Below are 18440 nucleotides of genomic sequence, written 5' to 3' on the forward strand. Positions count from 1 at the left end.
CACAGTATGAGGCTTTCGGTGGATGGCTATATATTTCTGGTGGAAGCAGCCCACCGCCCTACCCTCCCCCCGCTTGCGCTACAATGCCGCCCTTTTCTCAACCGGACACCTTTTATGGCTGAAGTACTGAACTTTCAGGACATGATCTTCACCCTGCAACGCTTCTGGGCGCAGCAGGGCTGCGTCATCATGCAACCCTATGATATGGAAGTGGGCGCAGGCACCTTCCACACCGCGACCTTCCTCCAGGCGATCGGCCCCGAGCCGTGGAATGCCGCTTACGTGCAGCCGTCGCGCCGCCCCACCGACGGCAGATACGGCGACAACCCCAACCGCCTGCAACGCTACTACCAGTTCCAGGTAGTGATGAAGCCGTCGCCGCCGCGTTTTCAGGATTTGTACCTCGAATCCATGCGCGCTATTGGCATTGACCCGGCGATACACGATATGCGCTTCGTCGAAGACAACTGGGAATCGCCGACCCTCGGTGCCTGGGGGCTGGGCTGGGAAGTGTGGGTGAACGGCATGGAAATCTCGCAGTTCACCTACTTCCAGCAGGCGGGCGGTCTCGAATGCAAGCCGGTGATGGGCGAGCTGACCTACGGTCTGGAGCGCATCGCCATGTACCTGCAAGACGTCGATAGCGTCTATGACCTCGTCTGGACGACCACGCCGCAGGGCATCGTCCGCTATGGCGACGTGCATCAGCAAAACGAGCGCGAGCAGTCCGCCTACAACTTCGAACATGCCGACGTGGACAGCCTTTTCGCCCAATTTGAAGCGGCGGAAAAAATGGCGCTGCAACTGGCAGAAGCTGGCCTGCCGCTGCCCGCCTACGAACAGGCGCTGAAAGCCTCGCACACCTTCAACCTGCTTGACGCCCGCCGCGCCATCTCCGTCACCGAGCGCCAGCGCTACATCCTGCGCGTGCGCGCCATCTCCAAAGCCGCCGCCGTCGCCTGGTACCACAGCCGCGAAGCGCTGGGCTTCCCGCTCTGTAAACAAGGAGAAACCGCATGAGCGCCACTACCACCCTGTTAATCGAAATCGGCGTTGAAGAACTGCCGACCAAAGCCGTTACCGCCCTCGCCGACGCCGGACGCGACCTGTGGGCGCAGGCGCTGGGCGACGCCGGACTGGCGCACGGCGCCATCGAAACATTCGCCACGCCGCGCCGCCTCGCCTGGCGCATCCACGACCTTGCCACCCGCCAGAGCGACCAAAAAATTGAGCGCAAAGGCCCGGCGCTCGCCGCCGCCAAAGACCAGAATGGCAACTGGAGCAAAGCCGCGCTCGGCTTCGCCGCTTCCTGCGGGGTGGACGTCGCCGCCCTTGCCGTTGAAGACACACCGAAAGGCAAATGGCTGATGTATTACGGCGAACAGCCCGGGCAACCGCTGGAAGCACTCCTGCCCGAACTGTTCCGCCACGTCTGCGACAACCTGCCGATTGCCAAGCGGATGCGCTGGGGCGATCACGAACAGAGCTTCGTCCGCCCGGTGTTGAGCCTCGTCACCTTGGCCGATGCGCGCGTACTGCCGCTCACATACTTCGGCCTCCAGGCCGGACGCGAAACCCTCGGCCACCGCGTGCACCACCCGCAAGCCGTCGCCATCGCCAGCGCCACCAGCTACGAAGCCGACCTGCGCGACGCGCACATCATCGCCAGCCACGCCGCGCGCATGGAAAGCATCCGCGCGCAAGTCGAGGCCAAAGCGGCGGCACTCGGCGGCGTTGCCGTCATCCCGCCCGCGCTACTCGCGGAAGTGGCGAGCCTGACCGAATGGCCGGTCGCCATCGCGGGCAGCTTTGATGAGCGCTACCTTGCCGTGCCGCAAGAAGTCCTCATCACCACCATGCAGGACAACCAAAAAACCTTCGCCGTCGTCGGCGCGGACGGCAAAATCCGCCCGCACTTCATCGCCATCGCCAACCTCGAATCCCGCGATGAGGCCACCGTGCGCAAAGGCAACGAAAAAGTCATCCGCCCGCGCTTCGCCGACGCCGAATTCTTCTGGCAACAAGACCTCAAGCATAAACTCGCCGACTACCTGCCGCGCCTCGAACACGTCGTGTACCAGGAAAAACTCGGTTCCGTCGCCGCCAAAACCCGCCGCCTTGAAGTACTGGGTCGGGCGCTTGCCCCCGTCTGCGGCGCAAACGCTGAAAACGTCGCCACCGCCGCGCGCATCAGCAAAAGCGACCTCTTGACCGAAATGGTGATGGAATTCCCCGAACTGCAAGGACTGATGGGGCGCTACTACGCCGCCGCCGAAGGCTACAGTGCCGACATCGCCGCAGCATTGGACGAACAATACCAGCCGCGCGGTGCGGGCGGCGAACTGCCACAAACGCGCACCGGGCTTGCGCTCGCCATCGCCGAAAAACTCGACACCCTCGTCGGCGGCTTCGCCATCGGCGCCAAACCGACCGGCAGCAAAGACCCCTACGCGCTGCGCCGCATGGCCATCAGCCTCATCCGCCTGATAACGGAGAACGAATTGGCGCTGCCGCTCGCCGTATGGCTCGACAAAAGCGCCGCGCAGTACGACGCCGCGCTGGGCGCGCCGACACACGTCGCCGCCGTGCGCGAATACATCTTGGAGCGCCTCGACAGCCACTACCGCGAACAGGGCATCCGCAGCGAAACCTGCCAAGCGGTACTGGCACTCGGCAGCGACGACCTCGTCGATATCGAGCGTCGCATCCGCGCGCTGGACACCTTCGCCGGCAGCCCAAGCGCCGCCAGCCTGCTCGCGAGCGCCAAACGCATCCGCAACATCCTGAAAAAGAACGGCGAGCGCGACGAAGCAGTTGCCTCCGACCGCCTCGTTGAGCCCGCCGAACAGGCGCTGTGGCAAAACTGGCAGACGCTCGCCCCTGCCATCGACGCAGAACTACAAAAAAGCGACTACCGCGCCGCGCTGGAACAACTGGCGACCCTCGGCGCGCCTTTAGACGCCTTCTTCACCGACGTGATGGTGATGAGCGACGACCCGGCGCTGCAACAAAACCGCCTCGCCCTGCTCACCACCCTGCAACACGGCTTCGACCAAATCGCCGATTTGTCGCTGCTCAGCGAATAATCCCGGTAAAAGAAAACGCGCCCTTGGGCGCGTTTTTTTGTAATTCATTTAGTGTCGCTAAGGGCTGTTTACCATTTAGACCTCCCTCCTCCGCAGGGCTAAACCCGCAGCGGGTGGGTTCCGTGCGTAGGGTGTGTGGCGGCGTAGCCGACACGCACGCGGGAATTTGACATCGGCAAACGCGTGCGTGCCTGCGGCACACACCCTACAAACTAATGATGTAGCTCACAAAATCGTCGCCACGCAACCGCATTGGCTTGGGCGTGTTTACGGCTGAATGGTAAACAGGCCTTAACCAAACCTGCGAATGAAATCATCATGTTATGGCCAATTGTAAACAGCGTTTAGAGGCAGTTTTCATTTATTTATCCCGCCAAGATAAACATCCTGTACTTAATACACCCACTGCACCACTTCATCAAATGGTTTGCGTGCTTTCGGCATAATGTCGCGGCTGCGATAACCAAAAGTCGCCATTACCGCAATACCCCATTCCGCCGGATCAAAAATACCGGCATCAGCAAAGATTTTATTGACGGCAGCGTAATTGAATCCTTCTATCGGGCAGGAATCAATTCCTATCATCGCCGCTCCTGTCATCATATTAGCAAGTGCAATATAGGTTTGCTTGCACGCCCAGTCGAACAAGGTTTGTTCGTTTGCCGCCTGTTTCAGGTCTTCCGTCTGGAATTGTTTGTAGCGCGCCAGTCCCGCCTGTAATTGTTCGCCGGAAAGGCCACGGCGAATCAAGACGTCGCGCATAAACGCGCTGTCATAGCGGGCATTCTTTTTCGCAAGAATCACAAGCAGATGGCTGCAATCATCCAGTTGGTTGGCAACGCCCCAACCGACCGGCTTGATGGCATCGCGCAAGGCACGGTTTTGTACCACGACAAATCGCCAGGGTTCGGAGCCGACGGAGCTGGGAGAAAGTCGTCCCAATTCCAGAATAAAGTTCATGTCTTCATCGCTAATTTTGCGGCTGCCATCATAATAGCCGGTCGCTGCGCGACGTTTGAATGCGTCAAGAATATCCTGTTTACTGAATGTCATGTCAATTGCTCCGGTCATATATAAGGCCAAGCATTGTACGCTCTTTTCAGTTCGTGGTTAAACCGCCATCAACTGCCCACACGGCGCCGGTAATCCACGCGGCATGGTCGGAGGCCAGAAATGCTGCCGCCCTGCCAATGTCTTCCGGGCTGCCAATGTGTCCCAGCGGATAAATGGTTTTTATCATGCGGGCGAATGCCTGCTGCTTTTCCGCAGGCATGACGTCGATATTGTGCTGCAATTGCGGAGTGCGCACGCTGCCGGGTGCAATGGCATTGACGCGCACACCGCTGGCACCCATTTCAAAAGCGAGGGCTTTGGTAAAGGAATTGAGTGCGCCTTTGCTGGCGGAATAAGCCGTTGTCGCCCGGTCGGGCAGCATCCGCTGCGCAAAGTAAGAGGAGATATTGATGATATTGCCCTGGCGCGCCATCAATGCGGGCAGCAATGCCTGCGTCAGGAAATAGGGCGCCTTGATATTCAGGTTGAAATGCGCATCGAATAATGCTTCATCCATTTGCATGAATGGCACAAAACGTCCCAGTCCGGCATTGTTGACGAGGATATCCGGCTGCGGCAAAAGGTGCAGGATTTGTGCGGCAATGGCGGTAATGTCAGCGGTAATGCCCAAATCCGCCACGAGGCAATGTACGCAGGTTTGCCGGAATTGCGCCAGCGAATGCCGGGCGGTTTCCAGTTTTTGCCCGTCGCGCCCCAGTAGCAGCAATGTGCCGACGCCGGCTTGTGCAAATGCGGTGGCAATGCCCAGGCCAATACCATCACTACCGCCAGTAATAATCGCGTTTTTGTTTTTGAGTAAGGTCATGTGTTTGTTCCCGTGAAATGAGGGACGCATTGTAAGAAAGCAGGAGAGGCAATAACACGCGATAATCGGGCAATGCTCGCCAATTTTTGCACGGTGATAGGCGCGCGTGTTTTCGGTACGGCAGGTATTAAACGGGGTAACTCAATTATCCGCCGCATTGCGCATTGCCCGCCCAATGTAGCGCCCTGATATGCAGCAGCAATACTTTAAGCGAAAAAGGTGCGCCGAGACACACCCTTGATTGATGACAGCCATGAATGACCGACTACGTTTACCGGTTTTCATGGTGGGGCAAGCCCCACCCTACTAATCTGTTTCGCCATTAAGGACGTCCCGCATGGGATTATCGTCTTTCATTTTTCCGCCCCGTCTTCCCCGCCGAGATAGCCGCCGGTTTGCCGCGACCACAGTTGCGCGTAGAGACCGCCTTGCGCGATGAGTTCGTCGTGACTGCCCTGTTCGACGATGCGGCCGCCGTCCAAAATGATGAGGCGGTCCATCGCGGCGATGGTGGAGAGGCGGTGGGCGATGGCGATGACGGTTTTGCCTTGCATCAGCTGGTTCAGGCTTTGCTGGATGGCGGCTTCCACTTCGCTGTCCAGCGCCGAGGTCGCCTCATCCAGGATGAGGATGGGCGCGTCTTTGAGCAGCACGCGGGCGATGGCGATGCGCTGCCGCTGCCCGCCGGAGAGTTTGACGCCGCGCTCGCCGACTTGCGCGTCCAGCCCGGTATTGCCGCGCTGGTCGGAGAGTCCGGCGATGAAGTCGCCCGCTTCTGCCTGTTCGATGGCGTGTTGCAATTCGGCTTCGCTGGCGTCGGGGCGGCCGTAGAGGATGTTGTCGCGCACCGAGCGGTGCAGGAGCGAGGTGTCTTGCGTGACCATCGCGATGTGGCGGCGCAGGCTGTCCTGGGTGACGTCGGCGATGTTCTGCCCGTCAATGCGGATTTCGCCGGAGTCGAGGTCGTAGAAGCGCAAGAGCGCATTGACCAGCGTCGATTTGCCCGCGCCGGAGCGGCCAACGAGGCCGATTTTTTCGCCGGGGCGGATGGTGAGCGAGAGGTTGTGCAAGACGTGTTTTTCTTCACTGGCGCCGTAACCGAAGCTGACGTTGTCAAATTCGATGGTGCCACGGTCGATGACGAGCTCTTGCGCGCCGGGCTTGTCCTGCACGCTCACCGGGCGGGCGAGCATATTCATGCCGTCGGCGACGGTGCCGATGTTTTCCGACAAGCCGCCGATTTCCCACATAATCCAGTGCGACATCCCGTTCATGCGCAGCGCGAGGCCGGTCGCGGTGGCAATCGCGCCAACGGCGAGCTGGCCGTGCATCCAGAGTCCGATGCCGACCGTGCCGATGAGGAAGAGCAGCGCGTAGTTGAGCAGGTTCACGATGACGTCCAGATTCGCCACCATGCGGAACTGGTGATAGACAGTGCCGAGAAATTCGTACATCGCGCCACGGGCGTAGTCGGCCTCGCGCCGCGTGTGCGCGAACAGCTTGACGGTGGCGATGTTGGTGTAGGCGTCGGTAACGCGGCCGGTCATGGTCGAGCGCGCGTCCGCCTGCGCTTCCGACACCTGGCGCAGTCGCGGCAAATAATGGCGCAGCACCAGCGCATAGATGACAATCCAGGCGAGCATCAGCAGCATCATCGCCCAGTGCTGGCTCGCCATCAGCGCGATAATGGAGAAGAAATAGGCGACGACGTACACCATAACGTCGGTGCAGGTGGTCGCCACCGCCCGCACCGCCAGCGCGGTTTGCATCACCTTCGCCGAGACGCGCCCGGAAAATTCGTCCTGATAGAAGCTCATGCTTTGCCCAAGCAGGTAGTTGTGCATCCGCCAGCGCGCCGCCATCGGCATATTGCCCATAATCATCTGGTTGCGCGCGACGGTGCCGATGTAGCCAAAGAGCGGCAACAGCACCAGCACCACCAGCCCCATGCCGGCGAGTTTCCAGCCCTCGTCGCGCAGGAGGGTATCGGGCGCGCGCGCCGCCAGCCAATCGACGATGTTGCCGATGAAGCCAAAGAGCAGCACCTCCAGCACGGCGACGGCGATGCCCGCAATCATGATGATCCACAGCGGTTTGTAAAAACCCCGGCAGTAATAGCGGATGAAGGCGAACAGCGTCTGCGGCGGCGCTGCCGACCAGTCGGGCGGGAAGGGATTGGTGGATTTCTCGAAGGTGGCGTACATGGTGGTTACAGGGTGGTTAAAAAGAGGCGGCGATTATACAAGGACGGCACGCGCGAGGGCGAACCCGCCCGCCACCGCCGCGAGACCGAGCACGAGACTCGCGCCGACATACAGCGCCAGCCAGCCGAACTGCTGCGCCTGCCACAGCGCGAGGCATTCCAGCGACAGCGTCGAAAAGGTGGTAAAGCCGCCGCAAAACCCGGCGACAAACAGCGCGCGTAAGGCGCTGTCGCGGGCGAGTGTCTGCGCGAACACGCCAATGAGCAGGCAGCCGAGCACATTCACGCCCAACGTCGCCCACGGCAGGGGCGAACCGCCGCGCGCCATCAGCAGGCTCAGTGCATAGCGGCAGACGCTGCCCAAACCACCGCCGAGGAAAACCAACACCAGCGCCGGAACGTTCACGCTACATCCCGCCCATAAAAATCAGCAAATACATGAAAGCCTGCCCCAATAACAGCAGCAAAGCCAGCGTTATCACCAAAGAAACGGCAATGATGCCCGCATAATCCAGCAGGGCAGGCGGATTATCCGCGTCTGCCGGGAACAGCAACAATCCCAGAATCAGCACGGTAACCGCGACAAGACCGGCAAGAATCATCCACAACTCCCGCAGATTCAGACCAAAATCCTTGAAGATTTGCGTCCGGGCAATCATGAAATAAAAAAACAACATCGCAGCCGGAAGCAAAGTAACCAGCACCGCATGAAGAATCCCTTTCAAATTGCGCTGCAAACGCCAAAAGGAAAACCATGCCCCCATCAATAATGAAGGAGCGAGAAACCACAGCAATTCATGTCCCAACAGCTTTGGCGGCAATGCCAAACCATGAAAGGCAAAGAGCAAACGCAACAACAGGTAATGCAAAATACCAGTCAACAATGCAAAGCCAATAATGACACGGTGATACGGGTAATCTTCATCATCTTCCCCTGTATCTTGCGGTTTGGGCAACAGCCATCCTGCTATCAATGCAGAAACAGTAGCGGTTTCTACAGCAGAACTGAAGATTAAAAACCATGTTGTCAACAAGGATTCACCTACTACCCGGAAACCGGCATACATCCGGTAATAAACCACTATCCGATAATAAACCTCTATTGCCATAGATAATATGGCAACCAGCACTATCGTTTGAATAATACGCCGCCGGCTATATTCGGCACGCTGCCAAATAAGGAATATGGAAGGTATCAATGTATAAAGCCAAAATTTCATTGAACATACAATGGAAAAAAAGAAGCCTCGAATCCACATATCCGGGGTTATGTCATACCAATCCATGGCAAAATCAACCACTCTGCTGATAAAAAGGAAAATAAACATCCCTGCGGCAAAACCCAATAAAACCCGCAACCACGGATAGGGTTGCAGACCGTCATCTTTGGTAAAAACAGTATTCATAAATACTCCTGTAGCGTTACAAACCAATCCGGCAGCGAATGATTCCGCCCGCCGCGCTCATGCGAAAGCAGCCACGCTTTGCGCGGCAAGCCGCCGCCGTAGCCGATGAGTGCGCCATGCTTGCCGATGACGCGGTGGCAGGGAATGAGGATGGCAACGCGGTTGGCGCCATTGGCGGCCGCGACGGCGCGCACGGCAGCGGGTTTGCCGATAGCCGCCGCCAGCGCCTGATAGTGGCTGGTCGTGCCGTAAGGAATGCCACGCAACGCCGCCCACACCTGCCGCTGGAAATCCGTCCCCGGCGTATCCAGCGCGACGGTGAACCTTTGCCGTCCGCCGCGGAAATATTCACTGAGTTCCTGCGTCGCCTGCGCGGTATGTTCATTCCCGCCCGGTTCGGTGCGCGCCTGAAACAGCCGCTCCAAATCACGGCTTTCCCGTTCCATGCGCGGCGTCCCCGCAAATTCCGCCAGGCAAACGCCGCGTGTGCTGGCGGTAATAAGCATCTGCCCCAGCGGGGTGGTAATGGTCTGGCTATATAACACCGTCATCGTGGCAATACTCCGCTCATGATTCTTTCGCCTTTTGTATCGAGTGCTCCATTAAAAGCAAATCCCGCCTGCCGGTAAAGGCGAATGGCGGCGGTATTTTCGGCAAAAACGCTTAAAAACACTTCACGCCGTTGGGAAAATTCGTCAGCAAGTCGCGCCAGTATCAATTGTAATGCGGCTTTGCCCAAGCCTTTGCCCTGATAGCGACAATCCAGCAATATCTGGTTTAACCAGAGTTCGCCATCGGGCAATGGCTCGGCAAAGTCGCCATACATCGCCAAGCCGATTAAGGTTTTACCCTGATATATGCCCAATAATTGCCAGGTCTTGCCCCTGTCCGCCTCGTGCAGAATTTCCGGGATGGTTTCGATAAAGTCCTGCTGATGGGCGAACAGTTGCAGCGAAAGCAGCGCTTTTCTTTCATGCCCGGCGACGGGCTGTAACCATAATGTCATGATATTTATCTTGATCGCATCAGCATCCGCATGGCGGTGAACGCAAAAGCCAATATCCAGGCATAGCCAAAGATTGCCAGTCGGGCGCGGGTTTTGCCGTGCCGGATTTGCCAACGACCCAGTATTTCCAATATGGCGGCAACCAGCAGCGGTGTCATGAGCAGATTGAGCCATTGCAATAGCGGGCGATGAATGTAGGGTGTCGGGAGAAATGCCAGGCTGATAATGCCGAGCAATGCGCCGATAATGGCGCAAGCGGGCATAAACAGCCATGCTTTGCCGGGGAAGTTTTTCCAGCGTTGAACCACGGCAATACCGAGCAGTTCTGCAAGTGTCTGGATAATGAGTTCCAGCAGAAATTCAAACAGGATTTGCATGGGTTGGCTCCGTTATGTCGGGATGGTTGGTATATGAAAAAACCCGCTGATGCGGGTTTTCAGGAGTGGGGCGGTTCAGGCGGAGGCCATGTTTTCCCGCATACGCACGAGGTAGTCGCGCAGGATTTCGCGTTCGTCTTCGTTGAAGTTTTTCAGCGCCGCTTCTTTCGCCTCTACCGCGATTTCGTGCATATGGTTCATCAGCGGCTGGCTTTTTTCGGTGAGGAAGATGAGGTTGGTGCGGCGGTCTTGCGGGTCTTGGCGCCGGTCCAGCAGGCCTTCCTGTTCGAGTTTGTCGATTTGCCGGGTCAGCGTCATCGGCGCCAAATCCATGTATTCGGCCAGTTTGGTCTGGCTGACGCCTTCGTAGCGCGAGAGGTAGGTGAGCAGCGTCCACTGGGTGCGGGTGATGCCGTAGATGCGCACCCGCCGGTCGTAGTAGCGGTTCATCAGCCGTGTGGTGTCGTGCATGAGGAAGCCAAAGCCGTGGCGCAGGTCGTCCAGGCTGTGATTTTCCGGAATTTTCATGTTTTGCTCTCTTTTGTTTTTGTCGCTTTGCCGCGCGTGGTCTTCCCTGTGCTGCCGGCGGCTTTTTTCGCGGTTGTTTTTGTGGTTTTGCCGCCGGTTTTTTTGGCGGTTTTGCCGGTAGTCGTTCCCCGCTTGGCTTTGCGCGCTTTCGCTTTTTCAAGGAGTTCCAGCGCGGCTTCGAGTTCGAGCGAGGCAGGTTCTATCGTTTTTGGGATAGATGCGTTAATACTACCATTGGTTACATATGGGCCAAAGCGACCGTTCAGTATTTGTAATGTTTCATCGCCATTTTTGATTTCTTTGATGTATTTTTGGCTGTCGGCTTCTTTTTTGGCGGCGATGAGTTCGAGTGCGCGCTCCAGGGTGACGGTGAGCGGGTCTTCTTCTTTCGGCAGCGAAACGTAGCGTTTGCCGTAGCGGATGTAGGGGCCGTAGCGGCCAATGCTGGCGCTGATATCGCCGTCTTCTTCGCTGCTGCCGAGGTGGCGCGGCAGTTTGAACAGTTCCAGCGCCTCGTCAAGGGTGATTTCGTCCATGTTGCGGTCGGCGGGGATGCTGGCGAACTGGGGTTTTTCTTCGTCGTCCTTGCTGCCGATTTGCACGAACGGCCCGAAGCGGCCAAAGCGGACGGTGACGGGTTTGCCGCTTTTGGGGTCGGTGCCGAGTTCGCGTGCCTGCATCACTTCTTCGCGCGGGATGTCTTTTTTTTCTTCAATCTGGTTGGAAAATGCGCCCCAGAAGTCGCCGAGGAGCGGTTTCCAGGCGCGTTCGCCGCGCGAGACGGCATCGAGGTCGTCTTCGAGGCGGGCGGTGAAGTCGTAATCGACGTAGCGTTCGAAGTGTTTGGTGAGGAAGTCGTTGACGACTTTGCCGATGGTGGTCGGGATGAAGCGGCGGTTTTCTTGTTCGACGTATTCGCGCTCTTGCAGGGTGCTGATGATGCTGGCGTAGGTGGAGGGGCGGCCAATGCCGTTGTTTTCGAGTTCTTTGATGAGCGCGGCTTCAGAGTAGCGCGGCGGCGGCTGGGTGAAGTGCTGGTTGCCGAGGATGTCCAGCAGTTGCAGGCGGTCGCCCGCTTGCATCGGCGGCAGCAGGCGGTTGTCGTCGTCTTCTTCTTTGTTGTCGTCGCGTTCTTCCTGGTAAACGCTCATGTAGCCGGGAAATTTTATGGTGGAGCCGCTGGCGCGGAACTGGTTTTTGTCGTCGCCCGCGTAGAGGTCGGCGCTGACGTTTTCGAGGATGGCCGATGCCATTTGTGAGGCGACGGCGCGTTTGCGGATGAGTTCGTAGAGTTTTTGTTCGTCGCCGGAAAGGCCGAGGCTGGCGGCGTCGCGGCCGCAGTCGGTCGGGCGGATGGCTTCGTGCGCTTCTTGGGCGTTTTTGGATTTGGTTTTGTAGTGGCGCGGGCTGTCCGGCAGGTAGTTGGCGCCGTATTGTTGGCCGACCCAGTCGCGGATGGCGGTGATGGCTTCTTGTGCGAGGTTGACCGAGTCGGTGCGCATATAGGTGATGTGGCCTTCTTCGTAGAGGCGCTGGGCGACGCGCATGGTGCGCTGCGCGCCGAAGTGCAGTTTGTTCGCCGCCGCCTGTTGCATGGTGGAGGTGGTAAAGGGCGGTGCGGGGTTGCGTTTGCTGTCTTTTTTGGCGACTTCGGCGACGGTGAGGATGCCTTGTGCGGCGGCTTTGAGCGCGGCGATGGCGGCGTGGGTGTCATCGGCGTTGGTAAAGCTGAATTTTTTGGTTTTTTCGCCCGCATAGACGGTGAGTTTGCCGGGAAATTCCTGCCCACCGTGTGATATAGCGGCGGCGATGTCCCAGTATTCTTCGCTGTTGAAGGCCTCTATTTCGCGCTCGCGCTCGACAATCATGCGCAGCGCGGGCGACTGCACCCGTCCGGCGGAGAGGCCGGGGCGGACTTTGCGCCACAAGAGCGGCGAGAGATTGAAGCCGACGAGGTAGTCGAGCGCGCGCCGTGCCTGTTGCGCGTTGACCAAATCCATTTCGAGGTTACGCGGGTGGGCGACGGCTTGCTGGATGGCATTTTTGGTGATTTCGTGGAAGGCGACGCGGTAGATATTTTTGTTGTCCAGCGCGCCGCGTTCGCGCAGGATTTCGCGCAAATGCCAGGAGATGGCTTCGCCTTCGCGGTCGGGGTCAGTGGCGAGGTAGATGTTTTCGGCGTTTTTGGCGGCTTTGGTGATTTCGTTGACGTGGCGGGCGTTGCGCTCGATGATTTCGTAGTGCATGGCGAAGTCGTCTGCGGTATCGACTGCGCCGTTTTTCGGGATGAGGTCGCGCACGTGGCCGTAGGAGGCCATGACTTCGTAGTCTTTGCCGAGGTATTTGTGCAGGGTTTTGGCTTTGGCCGGGGATTCGACGATGAGGAGGTTTGTGCTCATGGCTGGCTTGCTTTGGGTTGGGTCAGTTGAGGCGCTGGAACATCCCGCCCGGCAATGCGGCGATACGGCCGTCCAGTTCGTACATTATCAGCATGGCGGAAATTTCGGCAGGCGTCAAATTGAGGCGGGCGACGAGGTCATCGACGCGGCAGGGGTCAAAGCCCATCGCCGCCAGCAGCGGATGGGCGTCGTCGTCCGTGTTTGCAGAGGCGGGCGGCGGGTTTTCGGCCTGCATTTCGAGGTTGGCGCGTGCCAGCGGGTAGAGTTCTTCGAGGATGTCCTGCGCGGATTCGACCAGTTTCGCCCCTTCTTTGATGAGGCGGTGGCAGCCTTTGGCGAGCGGGTTGTGGATGGAGCCGGGGATGGCGAAGACTTCTCGTCCCTGTTCGGCGGCGAGGTGGGCGGTGATGAGCGAGCCGCTTTGTGCCGAGGCTTCAACGACCAGTACGCCGAGCGAGAGGCCGCTGATGATACGGTTGCGGCTGGGGAAATTGCCGGGGCGGACGCCGGTGCCGATGGGGAAGGTGGAGACGATGGCGCCCTGCGCGCTGATGCGGTGTGCGAGGTCGTGATGGCGGGCGGGGTAAACGCGGTCCAGGCCGGTGCCGACCACGGCGATGGTGTTGCCGCCGCCCTGCAGGGCGCCTTCGTGTGCGGCGCCGTCAATGCCAAGCGCGAGGCCGCTGGTGACGGTAATCCCCGCCTGGGCGAAGGCGTGTGCGAATTGTTGGCAGGTGCGCCGCGCCGGTTCGGTCGCGTTGCGGCTGCCGACGATGGCGATTTGGGTGCTGGTGAGCAGGCGGGCGTCGCCGTGGACGTACAGCAGCGGCGGCGCGTCGGCGATTTGCCGCAGCAGCGGCGGATAGGCGGGGTCATGCAGCGGGATGATGTGCCGCCTGTCGCCCTGCGCCAGCCAGTCCAGGTCGGCATCCACCGCCGCGCTGTCCGCCATCGCCTGCCATTGGCTGATTTTGTCGGTGGCAAGGTTGGGCAGGCGCTTGCGCACTTCCGCCGCCGGGGCATGAAAAAACGCTTCCGGTGAGCCGAAGGCTTCCAGAAGCGCGTGGTAGGTTTTGTTGCCGACGCCCGGCGCACGCAACAGTGCGCACCAGGCTCGCAGGTCAAACGTCATCAGGGTCGGACGAGGCTGTCGGTTTCGTAGATGCTTTCGCTGGAATCCAGCACGAAGCCGATACTGACGTCGTCATAGACGCGGATAATCATCAGGTAGCCGACCTGGCGTCCGGGGACTTGTACCGGCTGGCCTTTCATCTGCCGTGCCGGGCCTTCGCGGACAATTTTCCAGATGTCGCCGACTTCGGCACCGTTGTCGCGGCCAAAGCTGGTGATGACGGTGTCAAATTCCTTGATGGTCGGATAGATGTTCGCGCTGCGGATGATGTAGCCGCGTGAGCATTGGCCGGACGGCATTTTCGGGAAGTAATTGACCGGGTCTTCGTGCGCGTCAATCGGCAGAATGACGTCTTCTTCGTGCATCGGCTCGACCGCTTCCTGAATGTGCAGCTTGGTGAGATCGGTGCCAACGTCGTAGCCGACCACGCCGACTTCGCCGATGTAGCGCATTTCGTAGCCAATCGCCGGCGCCTGTTTCTGACCTTTATATTTGGCCTTGTCCACAATCGGCTCGCCGACCGGGCGGTAAACGCCATAAAGCTGTCCCTGCTGCGCGTTGTTCATGCCCTTGGCATAAATTTCCTGCTGCTCGGTCAGGGTGAGGTAATTGCCCGCGTCGCCGAGGACAAACGGCAGGTTCTGGATTTCATTCGGGCGGAGGATGCGGGTCTTCAGCGCGTGTGCCTGAATGACATCACCGGCGATGGAAACCGGACGCGAGCCGAAATTGTCAACGCGCATATGCGGCGAGTAGCGGACAATCGGCAGACCGTCGCGGGTAGTGCGACCGGTATCCACGCCGTGATATTCGCCCGCCTCGACAATCGTCACCCGTTTCTGCCCGTTGATGGCGACCACGCTCAGCACGTCGCCCGGATAAATCAGGTGCGGGTTCTTGACCTGCGGGTTGTCGTACCAAATATTGGTCCAGTACCACGGCTGGATGAGGAAGCGCTTGGAAATCCCCCACAGCGTATCGCCCTTCTTCACCACATAGCGCATCGGGTACTGCTGCTGGAAGGCGTCGTCCGTATTGGCGAGCTGGCGCGGGAAACTGCCGTCATTGAGACAGAGCTCGGTGGGACGTTCCTGCTGGTTCAGGAAAGGATCGCGCGGCGAAGAACAGCCTGCCAGCACTACTGCCAGGGCGATGCCCAGACCTGTCAATTGGCTTTTAAACACAATAAATACTCCTGGTTCTAATCTCTCGGTTCCATTTCACCCCGTAAGGGCTGTTCGCGTATAATAGCCGTTTCCTAACCATTTTCATACCAAAAATTCATTTTTCGGTAAAAATAATTCCCGGACGCCCCCATGCCGCTGCTTGACATCCTCATCCATCCCGACCGCCGCCTGCGCAAAACCGCCGAACCCGTCAGCCAATTTACCAACGCACTCAAGACGATAACCGACAATATGTTCGAGACCATGTACGAAGCGCATGGCATTGGGCTGGCGGCAACGCAAGTGAACATTCACCAGCGCATCGTCGTCATGGACGTGCCGCTGCGCCGCGAAAATGACGAAACGGAAACCCCGGACGCGCCCATCCCGCATACCAAACTCATCCTGATCAACCCGGAAATCCTCGCTGCCTCGGAAGAAACCGCGAGCTGGCAGGAAGGCTGCCTGTCGCTGCCGGGACAATTCGCCGACGTGGAGCGCCCGGCAAAAATCCGCTACGCCTACTACGACCTCGGCGGCAGCCGTTGCGAAGGCGAGGCGGAAGGCCTCCTGGGCGTCTGCATCCAGCACGAAATCGACCACCTGAACGGCGTCCTCTTTATCGACCACCTCTCGCGCCTCAAACGCGAGCGGCTGGAAAAAAAACTCGCCAAATCGCTCCTGCAAAAGGAACGCGACACATGAGCGCCCGCCTCTGGTTTGCCGGAACCCCCGCCTTCGCCGCGCACAGCCTGCAAGCGCTCATCAACAGCAGCGACTACCTGATTGACGGCGTCCTCACCCAGCCCGACCGCCCCGCCGGACGCGGGCGCAAACTCACCGCCAGCGCCGTCAAACAAACCGCGCTCACGCACGCTATCCCCGTCGCCCAGCCGGAAAAATTGCACGCCGACGCGCCGCCCCTCCCGGAACTGCCACGCCCCGACCTCATCATCGTCGCCGCTTACGGCCTGCTGTTGCCGCCGTGGTTTCTCGAATACCCGCGCCTCGGCTGCCTCAACATCCACGCCTCACTGCTGCCGCGCTGGCGCGGCGCCGCCCCCATCCAGCGCGCGATAGAGGCAGGCGACACGGAGACCGGCATCTGCATCATGCAAATGGACAAAGGCCTCGACACCGGCGCCGTGTGGAGCGAAGCGCGCCTGCCGATTACCGCCGACGACACCGCCGCCAGCCTGCACGACCGCCTGATGACACTCGGCAGCGACACCCTGCTGCGCACCCTGCCGGACATCCTCGCGCAAAGCCGCCAGCCTGTACCACAAGCGGCAGACGGCATCAGCTACGCGCACAAACTCCACAAAGCCGAAGCGCGCCTTGACTGGCACGAAGCCGTCGCCACCCTTGAGCGCAAAATCCGCGCCTACAACCCAACCCCCATCGCCCACACCACCCTGGACGGCGAACCGCTGCGCATCCACGCCGCGCGCGTCCTGAACCACAGCCCCGCCGCCGCGCCCGGCACCATCACCGCGCACCACGAAGACGGGCTGGACGTCGCCTGCGCCGACGGCACCCTGCGCATCACCCGCCTGCAACTGCCGGGCAAAACCGCGACCGACGCCGCCGCGCTGCGCCACAGCCGCGACCTCACCGGACACACCCTCACATGAAAGCCAGACAGGCGGCGCTGCACACCATCGACGGCGTCATCAACCAGCACCGCACCCTTAACACCCTCCTCGTGCAGGACAAAAACCGCGTCAGCCCGCCCGACCAGGCGCTCTACCAGGCGCTCGTTTACGGCACCCTGCGCCAATACCGCGCCCTTTCCGCCCTCTGCGCGCAAATGATGGAAAAACCGCCGGCGACACCCGGCCACCCGCTCGCCATCATCCTCAACCTCGGCCTCTACCAACTGCTACAAATGAACCTCGGCGACCACGGCGTCATCAACGAAACCGTGAATCTCGCGCCGCACCACCGCCTTGCCCGCGCCAAAGGCCTGATTAACGCCATCCTCCGCCGTGTGCAGCGCGAGCGCGCCCACTGGCAAAACGAACTCGAACGCGCCGCCCCCGCCAACCTGCCCGACTGGCTGCGCGGCGCCTACCCCGACCACGAGGCGCTCATCGCTGCCAACAACAGCCGCCAACCGCCGCTGACCCTGCGCCTGAACCACAACCATGACCGCGCCGCCTGGCTCGCCGCCCACCCGGACGCCCGTGCCAACCCGCTGCACCCGCAAGCCATCACCCTCGCCCACGGCGCCAACGTACAACATATCCCCGGCTTCAACGACGGCGCCGTCAGCGTCCAGGACGCCGCCGCCCAACACGCCGCCACCCTGCTCGCCCCGCAAAACGGCGAACGCATCCTGGACGCCTGCGCCGCCCCCGGCGGCAAAACCGGACACCTGCTCGAACTCGCGCCGACGGCAAACCTCCTCGCCCTTGACCACGACAGCGAACGCCTCGCGCGCGTAAAAGAAAACCTCGACCGCCTCGGCCTGCGCACCACCCTCAAAACGGCAGACGCCGCCGACACCGCCGCCTGGTGGGACGGCACCCCGTTTGACGCCATCCTGCTCGATGCCCCGTGCAGCGGCAGCGGCGTACTGCGCCGCCACCCGGACATCGCCTGGCTGCGTACCGCCGCCGACCTCAAACGCCTCGCCGCGACCCAACGCCAACTGCTGCAACGCCTCTGGCCGACCCTCAAACCCGGCGGCCGCCTGCTCTACACCACCTGCACCATCCTGCCGCACGAAAACCAAAACAACATCCGCGCCTTCCTCGCCGCGCACACCGACGCCCGCCTGCAAACGCTGAACCTGCCCGCCTGCACCGACACCGGCTACGGCAGCCTGCACCTGCCGGACGACGACGGCGACGGCTTCTACTACGCCCTGCTGCACAAAAGCCCCGCATGAGCACCCGCCAGCGCAACGCCCACCGCGCCGCCCCAGCCCCGTTGCGGACTTCGCCCTGCGTACGCCCGCCGATCAGCCCCCTCCCCCGTGGGGGAGGGCCGGGGTGGGGTTAATCGCGTCCCGCCAATGTACAATCACCAACCGTAACCCCTTCTGCGAAACGGACAGAACCATTTACATACACCTGAGCGCTCTACCTGTATGTAAACCAAACCACACACCCACAAACATGACCGCCACCCGCCACACACACGGCGAAGAACGTCGCTACCATTACGGCAACCATCGCCAAAACACCCGCCAATCGACTCCCTCCCCTGCAGGGCGAAGCCCGCAGCGGGGGAGGGTTGGGGAGGGGGTGAGCG

General features: G+C 60.2%; 17 protein-coding genes. 5 read left to right on the forward strand and 12 right to left on the reverse strand.

Annotated features, from left to right (window positions below; translation table 11 throughout):
- Window positions 1–114 precede the first annotated feature (114 nt).
- Both glyQ and glyS read left to right on the forward strand, forming a co-directional pair.
- Window positions 115–1020: a glycine--tRNA ligase subunit alpha gene (glyQ, locus tag ACO54Z_RS10120; RefSeq protein ID WP_485996894.1), complete on the forward strand. Its 906-nt coding sequence runs from the start codon at window positions 115–117 to the stop codon at window positions 1018–1020.
- Window positions 1017–3086, forward strand: a complete 2070-nt coding sequence (glyS, locus tag ACO54Z_RS10125) for a glycine--tRNA ligase subunit beta (RefSeq protein ID WP_485996895.1) — start codon at window positions 1017–1019, stop codon at window positions 3084–3086. The genes glyQ and glyS overlap by 4 nt, the downstream gene beginning before the upstream one ends.
- A gap of 393 nt (window positions 3087–3479) precedes the next feature.
- On the opposite strand, the gene ACO54Z_RS10130 is transcribed toward glyS, so the two are convergent.
- The 12 genes from ACO54Z_RS10130 to ACO54Z_RS10185 form a co-directional block, all read right to left on the reverse strand.
- Window positions 3480–4139 (reverse strand): NAD(P)H-dependent oxidoreductase, encoded by a 660-nt coding sequence (locus ACO54Z_RS10130; protein WP_485996896.1) that lies wholly within the window; start codon window positions 4137–4139, stop codon window positions 3480–3482.
- 46 nt (window positions 4140–4185) lie between these two features.
- Window positions 4186–4965 carry an SDR family NAD(P)-dependent oxidoreductase gene (locus tag ACO54Z_RS10135; RefSeq protein WP_485996897.1) on the reverse strand — a complete coding sequence of 260 codons (780 nt, stop codon included), beginning with the start codon at window positions 4963–4965 and terminating at the stop codon, window positions 4186–4188.
- A gap of 353 nt (window positions 4966–5318) precedes the next feature.
- Window positions 5319–7169 carry an ABC transporter ATP-binding protein gene (locus tag ACO54Z_RS10140; RefSeq protein WP_485996898.1) on the reverse strand — a complete coding sequence of 617 codons (1851 nt, stop codon included), beginning with the start codon at window positions 7167–7169 and terminating at the stop codon, window positions 5319–5321.
- 33 nt (window positions 7170–7202) lie between these two features.
- Complete coding sequence (crcB, locus tag ACO54Z_RS10145; protein WP_485996899.1) at window positions 7203–7574, reverse strand: fluoride efflux transporter CrcB; 372 nt, start codon at window positions 7572–7574, stop codon at window positions 7203–7205.
- 1 nt (window position 7575) lies between these two features.
- Complete coding sequence (locus ACO54Z_RS10150) at window positions 7576–8574, reverse strand: hypothetical protein (protein ID WP_485996900.1); 999 nt, start codon at window positions 8572–8574, stop codon at window positions 7576–7578.
- A complete protein-coding gene (locus tag ACO54Z_RS10155) occupies window positions 8571–9125 on the reverse strand; it encodes a methylated-DNA--[protein]-cysteine S-methyltransferase (protein WP_485996901.1) in 555 nt (184 codons plus the stop codon). Before ACO54Z_RS10155 ends, ACO54Z_RS10150 begins: the two co-directional genes overlap by 4 nt.
- Entirely contained in the window at window positions 9122–9580 is a 459-nt protein-coding gene (locus tag ACO54Z_RS10160) for a GNAT family N-acetyltransferase (RefSeq protein WP_485996902.1), read from the reverse strand. The genes ACO54Z_RS10155 and ACO54Z_RS10160 overlap by 4 nt, the downstream gene beginning before the upstream one ends.
- A 5-nt stretch (window positions 9581–9585) precedes the next feature.
- Window positions 9586–9957, reverse strand: coding sequence for a hypothetical protein (locus ACO54Z_RS10165; protein ID WP_485996903.1), 372 nt, complete (start codon window positions 9955–9957; stop codon window positions 9586–9588).
- Between the two features lie 75 nt (window positions 9958–10032).
- A complete protein-coding gene (locus ACO54Z_RS10170) occupies window positions 10033–10485 on the reverse strand; it encodes a MarR family winged helix-turn-helix transcriptional regulator (protein WP_485996904.1) in 453 nt (150 codons plus the stop codon).
- Complete coding sequence (topA, locus tag ACO54Z_RS10175) at window positions 10482–12884, reverse strand: type I DNA topoisomerase (protein WP_485996905.1); 2403 nt, start codon at window positions 12882–12884, stop codon at window positions 10482–10484. Before topA ends, ACO54Z_RS10170 begins: the two co-directional genes overlap by 4 nt.
- 22 nt (window positions 12885–12906) lie before the next feature.
- Entirely contained in the window at window positions 12907–14016 is a 1110-nt protein-coding gene (gene dprA / locus ACO54Z_RS10180) for a DNA-processing protein DprA (protein WP_485996906.1), read from the reverse strand.
- A complete protein-coding gene (locus ACO54Z_RS10185; RefSeq protein WP_485996907.1) occupies window positions 14016–15200 on the reverse strand; it encodes a LysM peptidoglycan-binding domain-containing protein in 1185 nt (394 codons plus the stop codon). The genes dprA and ACO54Z_RS10185 overlap by 1 nt, the downstream gene beginning before the upstream one ends.
- Before the next feature lie 132 nt (window positions 15201–15332).
- On the opposite strand from ACO54Z_RS10185, the gene def reads away from it, so the two are divergent.
- The 3 genes from def to rsmB are packed head-to-tail and all read left to right on the forward strand — an operon-like array spanning window position 15333 to window position 18075.
- Window positions 15333–15887 (forward strand): peptide deformylase, encoded by a 555-nt coding sequence (gene def / locus ACO54Z_RS10190; RefSeq protein WP_298080292.1) that lies wholly within the window; start codon window positions 15333–15335, stop codon window positions 15885–15887.
- Window positions 15884–16816 (forward strand): methionyl-tRNA formyltransferase, encoded by a 933-nt coding sequence (gene fmt / locus ACO54Z_RS10195; protein ID WP_485996908.1) that lies wholly within the window; start codon window positions 15884–15886, stop codon window positions 16814–16816. The genes def and fmt overlap by 4 nt, the downstream gene beginning before the upstream one ends.
- The gene (gene rsmB / locus ACO54Z_RS10200; RefSeq protein WP_485996909.1) at window positions 16813–18075 is read left to right on the forward strand and encodes a 16S rRNA (cytosine(967)-C(5))-methyltransferase RsmB; all 1263 of its coding nucleotides are present in this window, start codon (window positions 16813–16815) and stop codon (window positions 18073–18075) included. Before fmt ends, rsmB begins: the two co-directional genes overlap by 4 nt.
- The last annotated feature ends 365 nt before the right edge of the window (window positions 18076–18440 follow it).

The sequence above is a fragment of the Cardiobacterium sp. genome, from assembly GCF_057314735.1.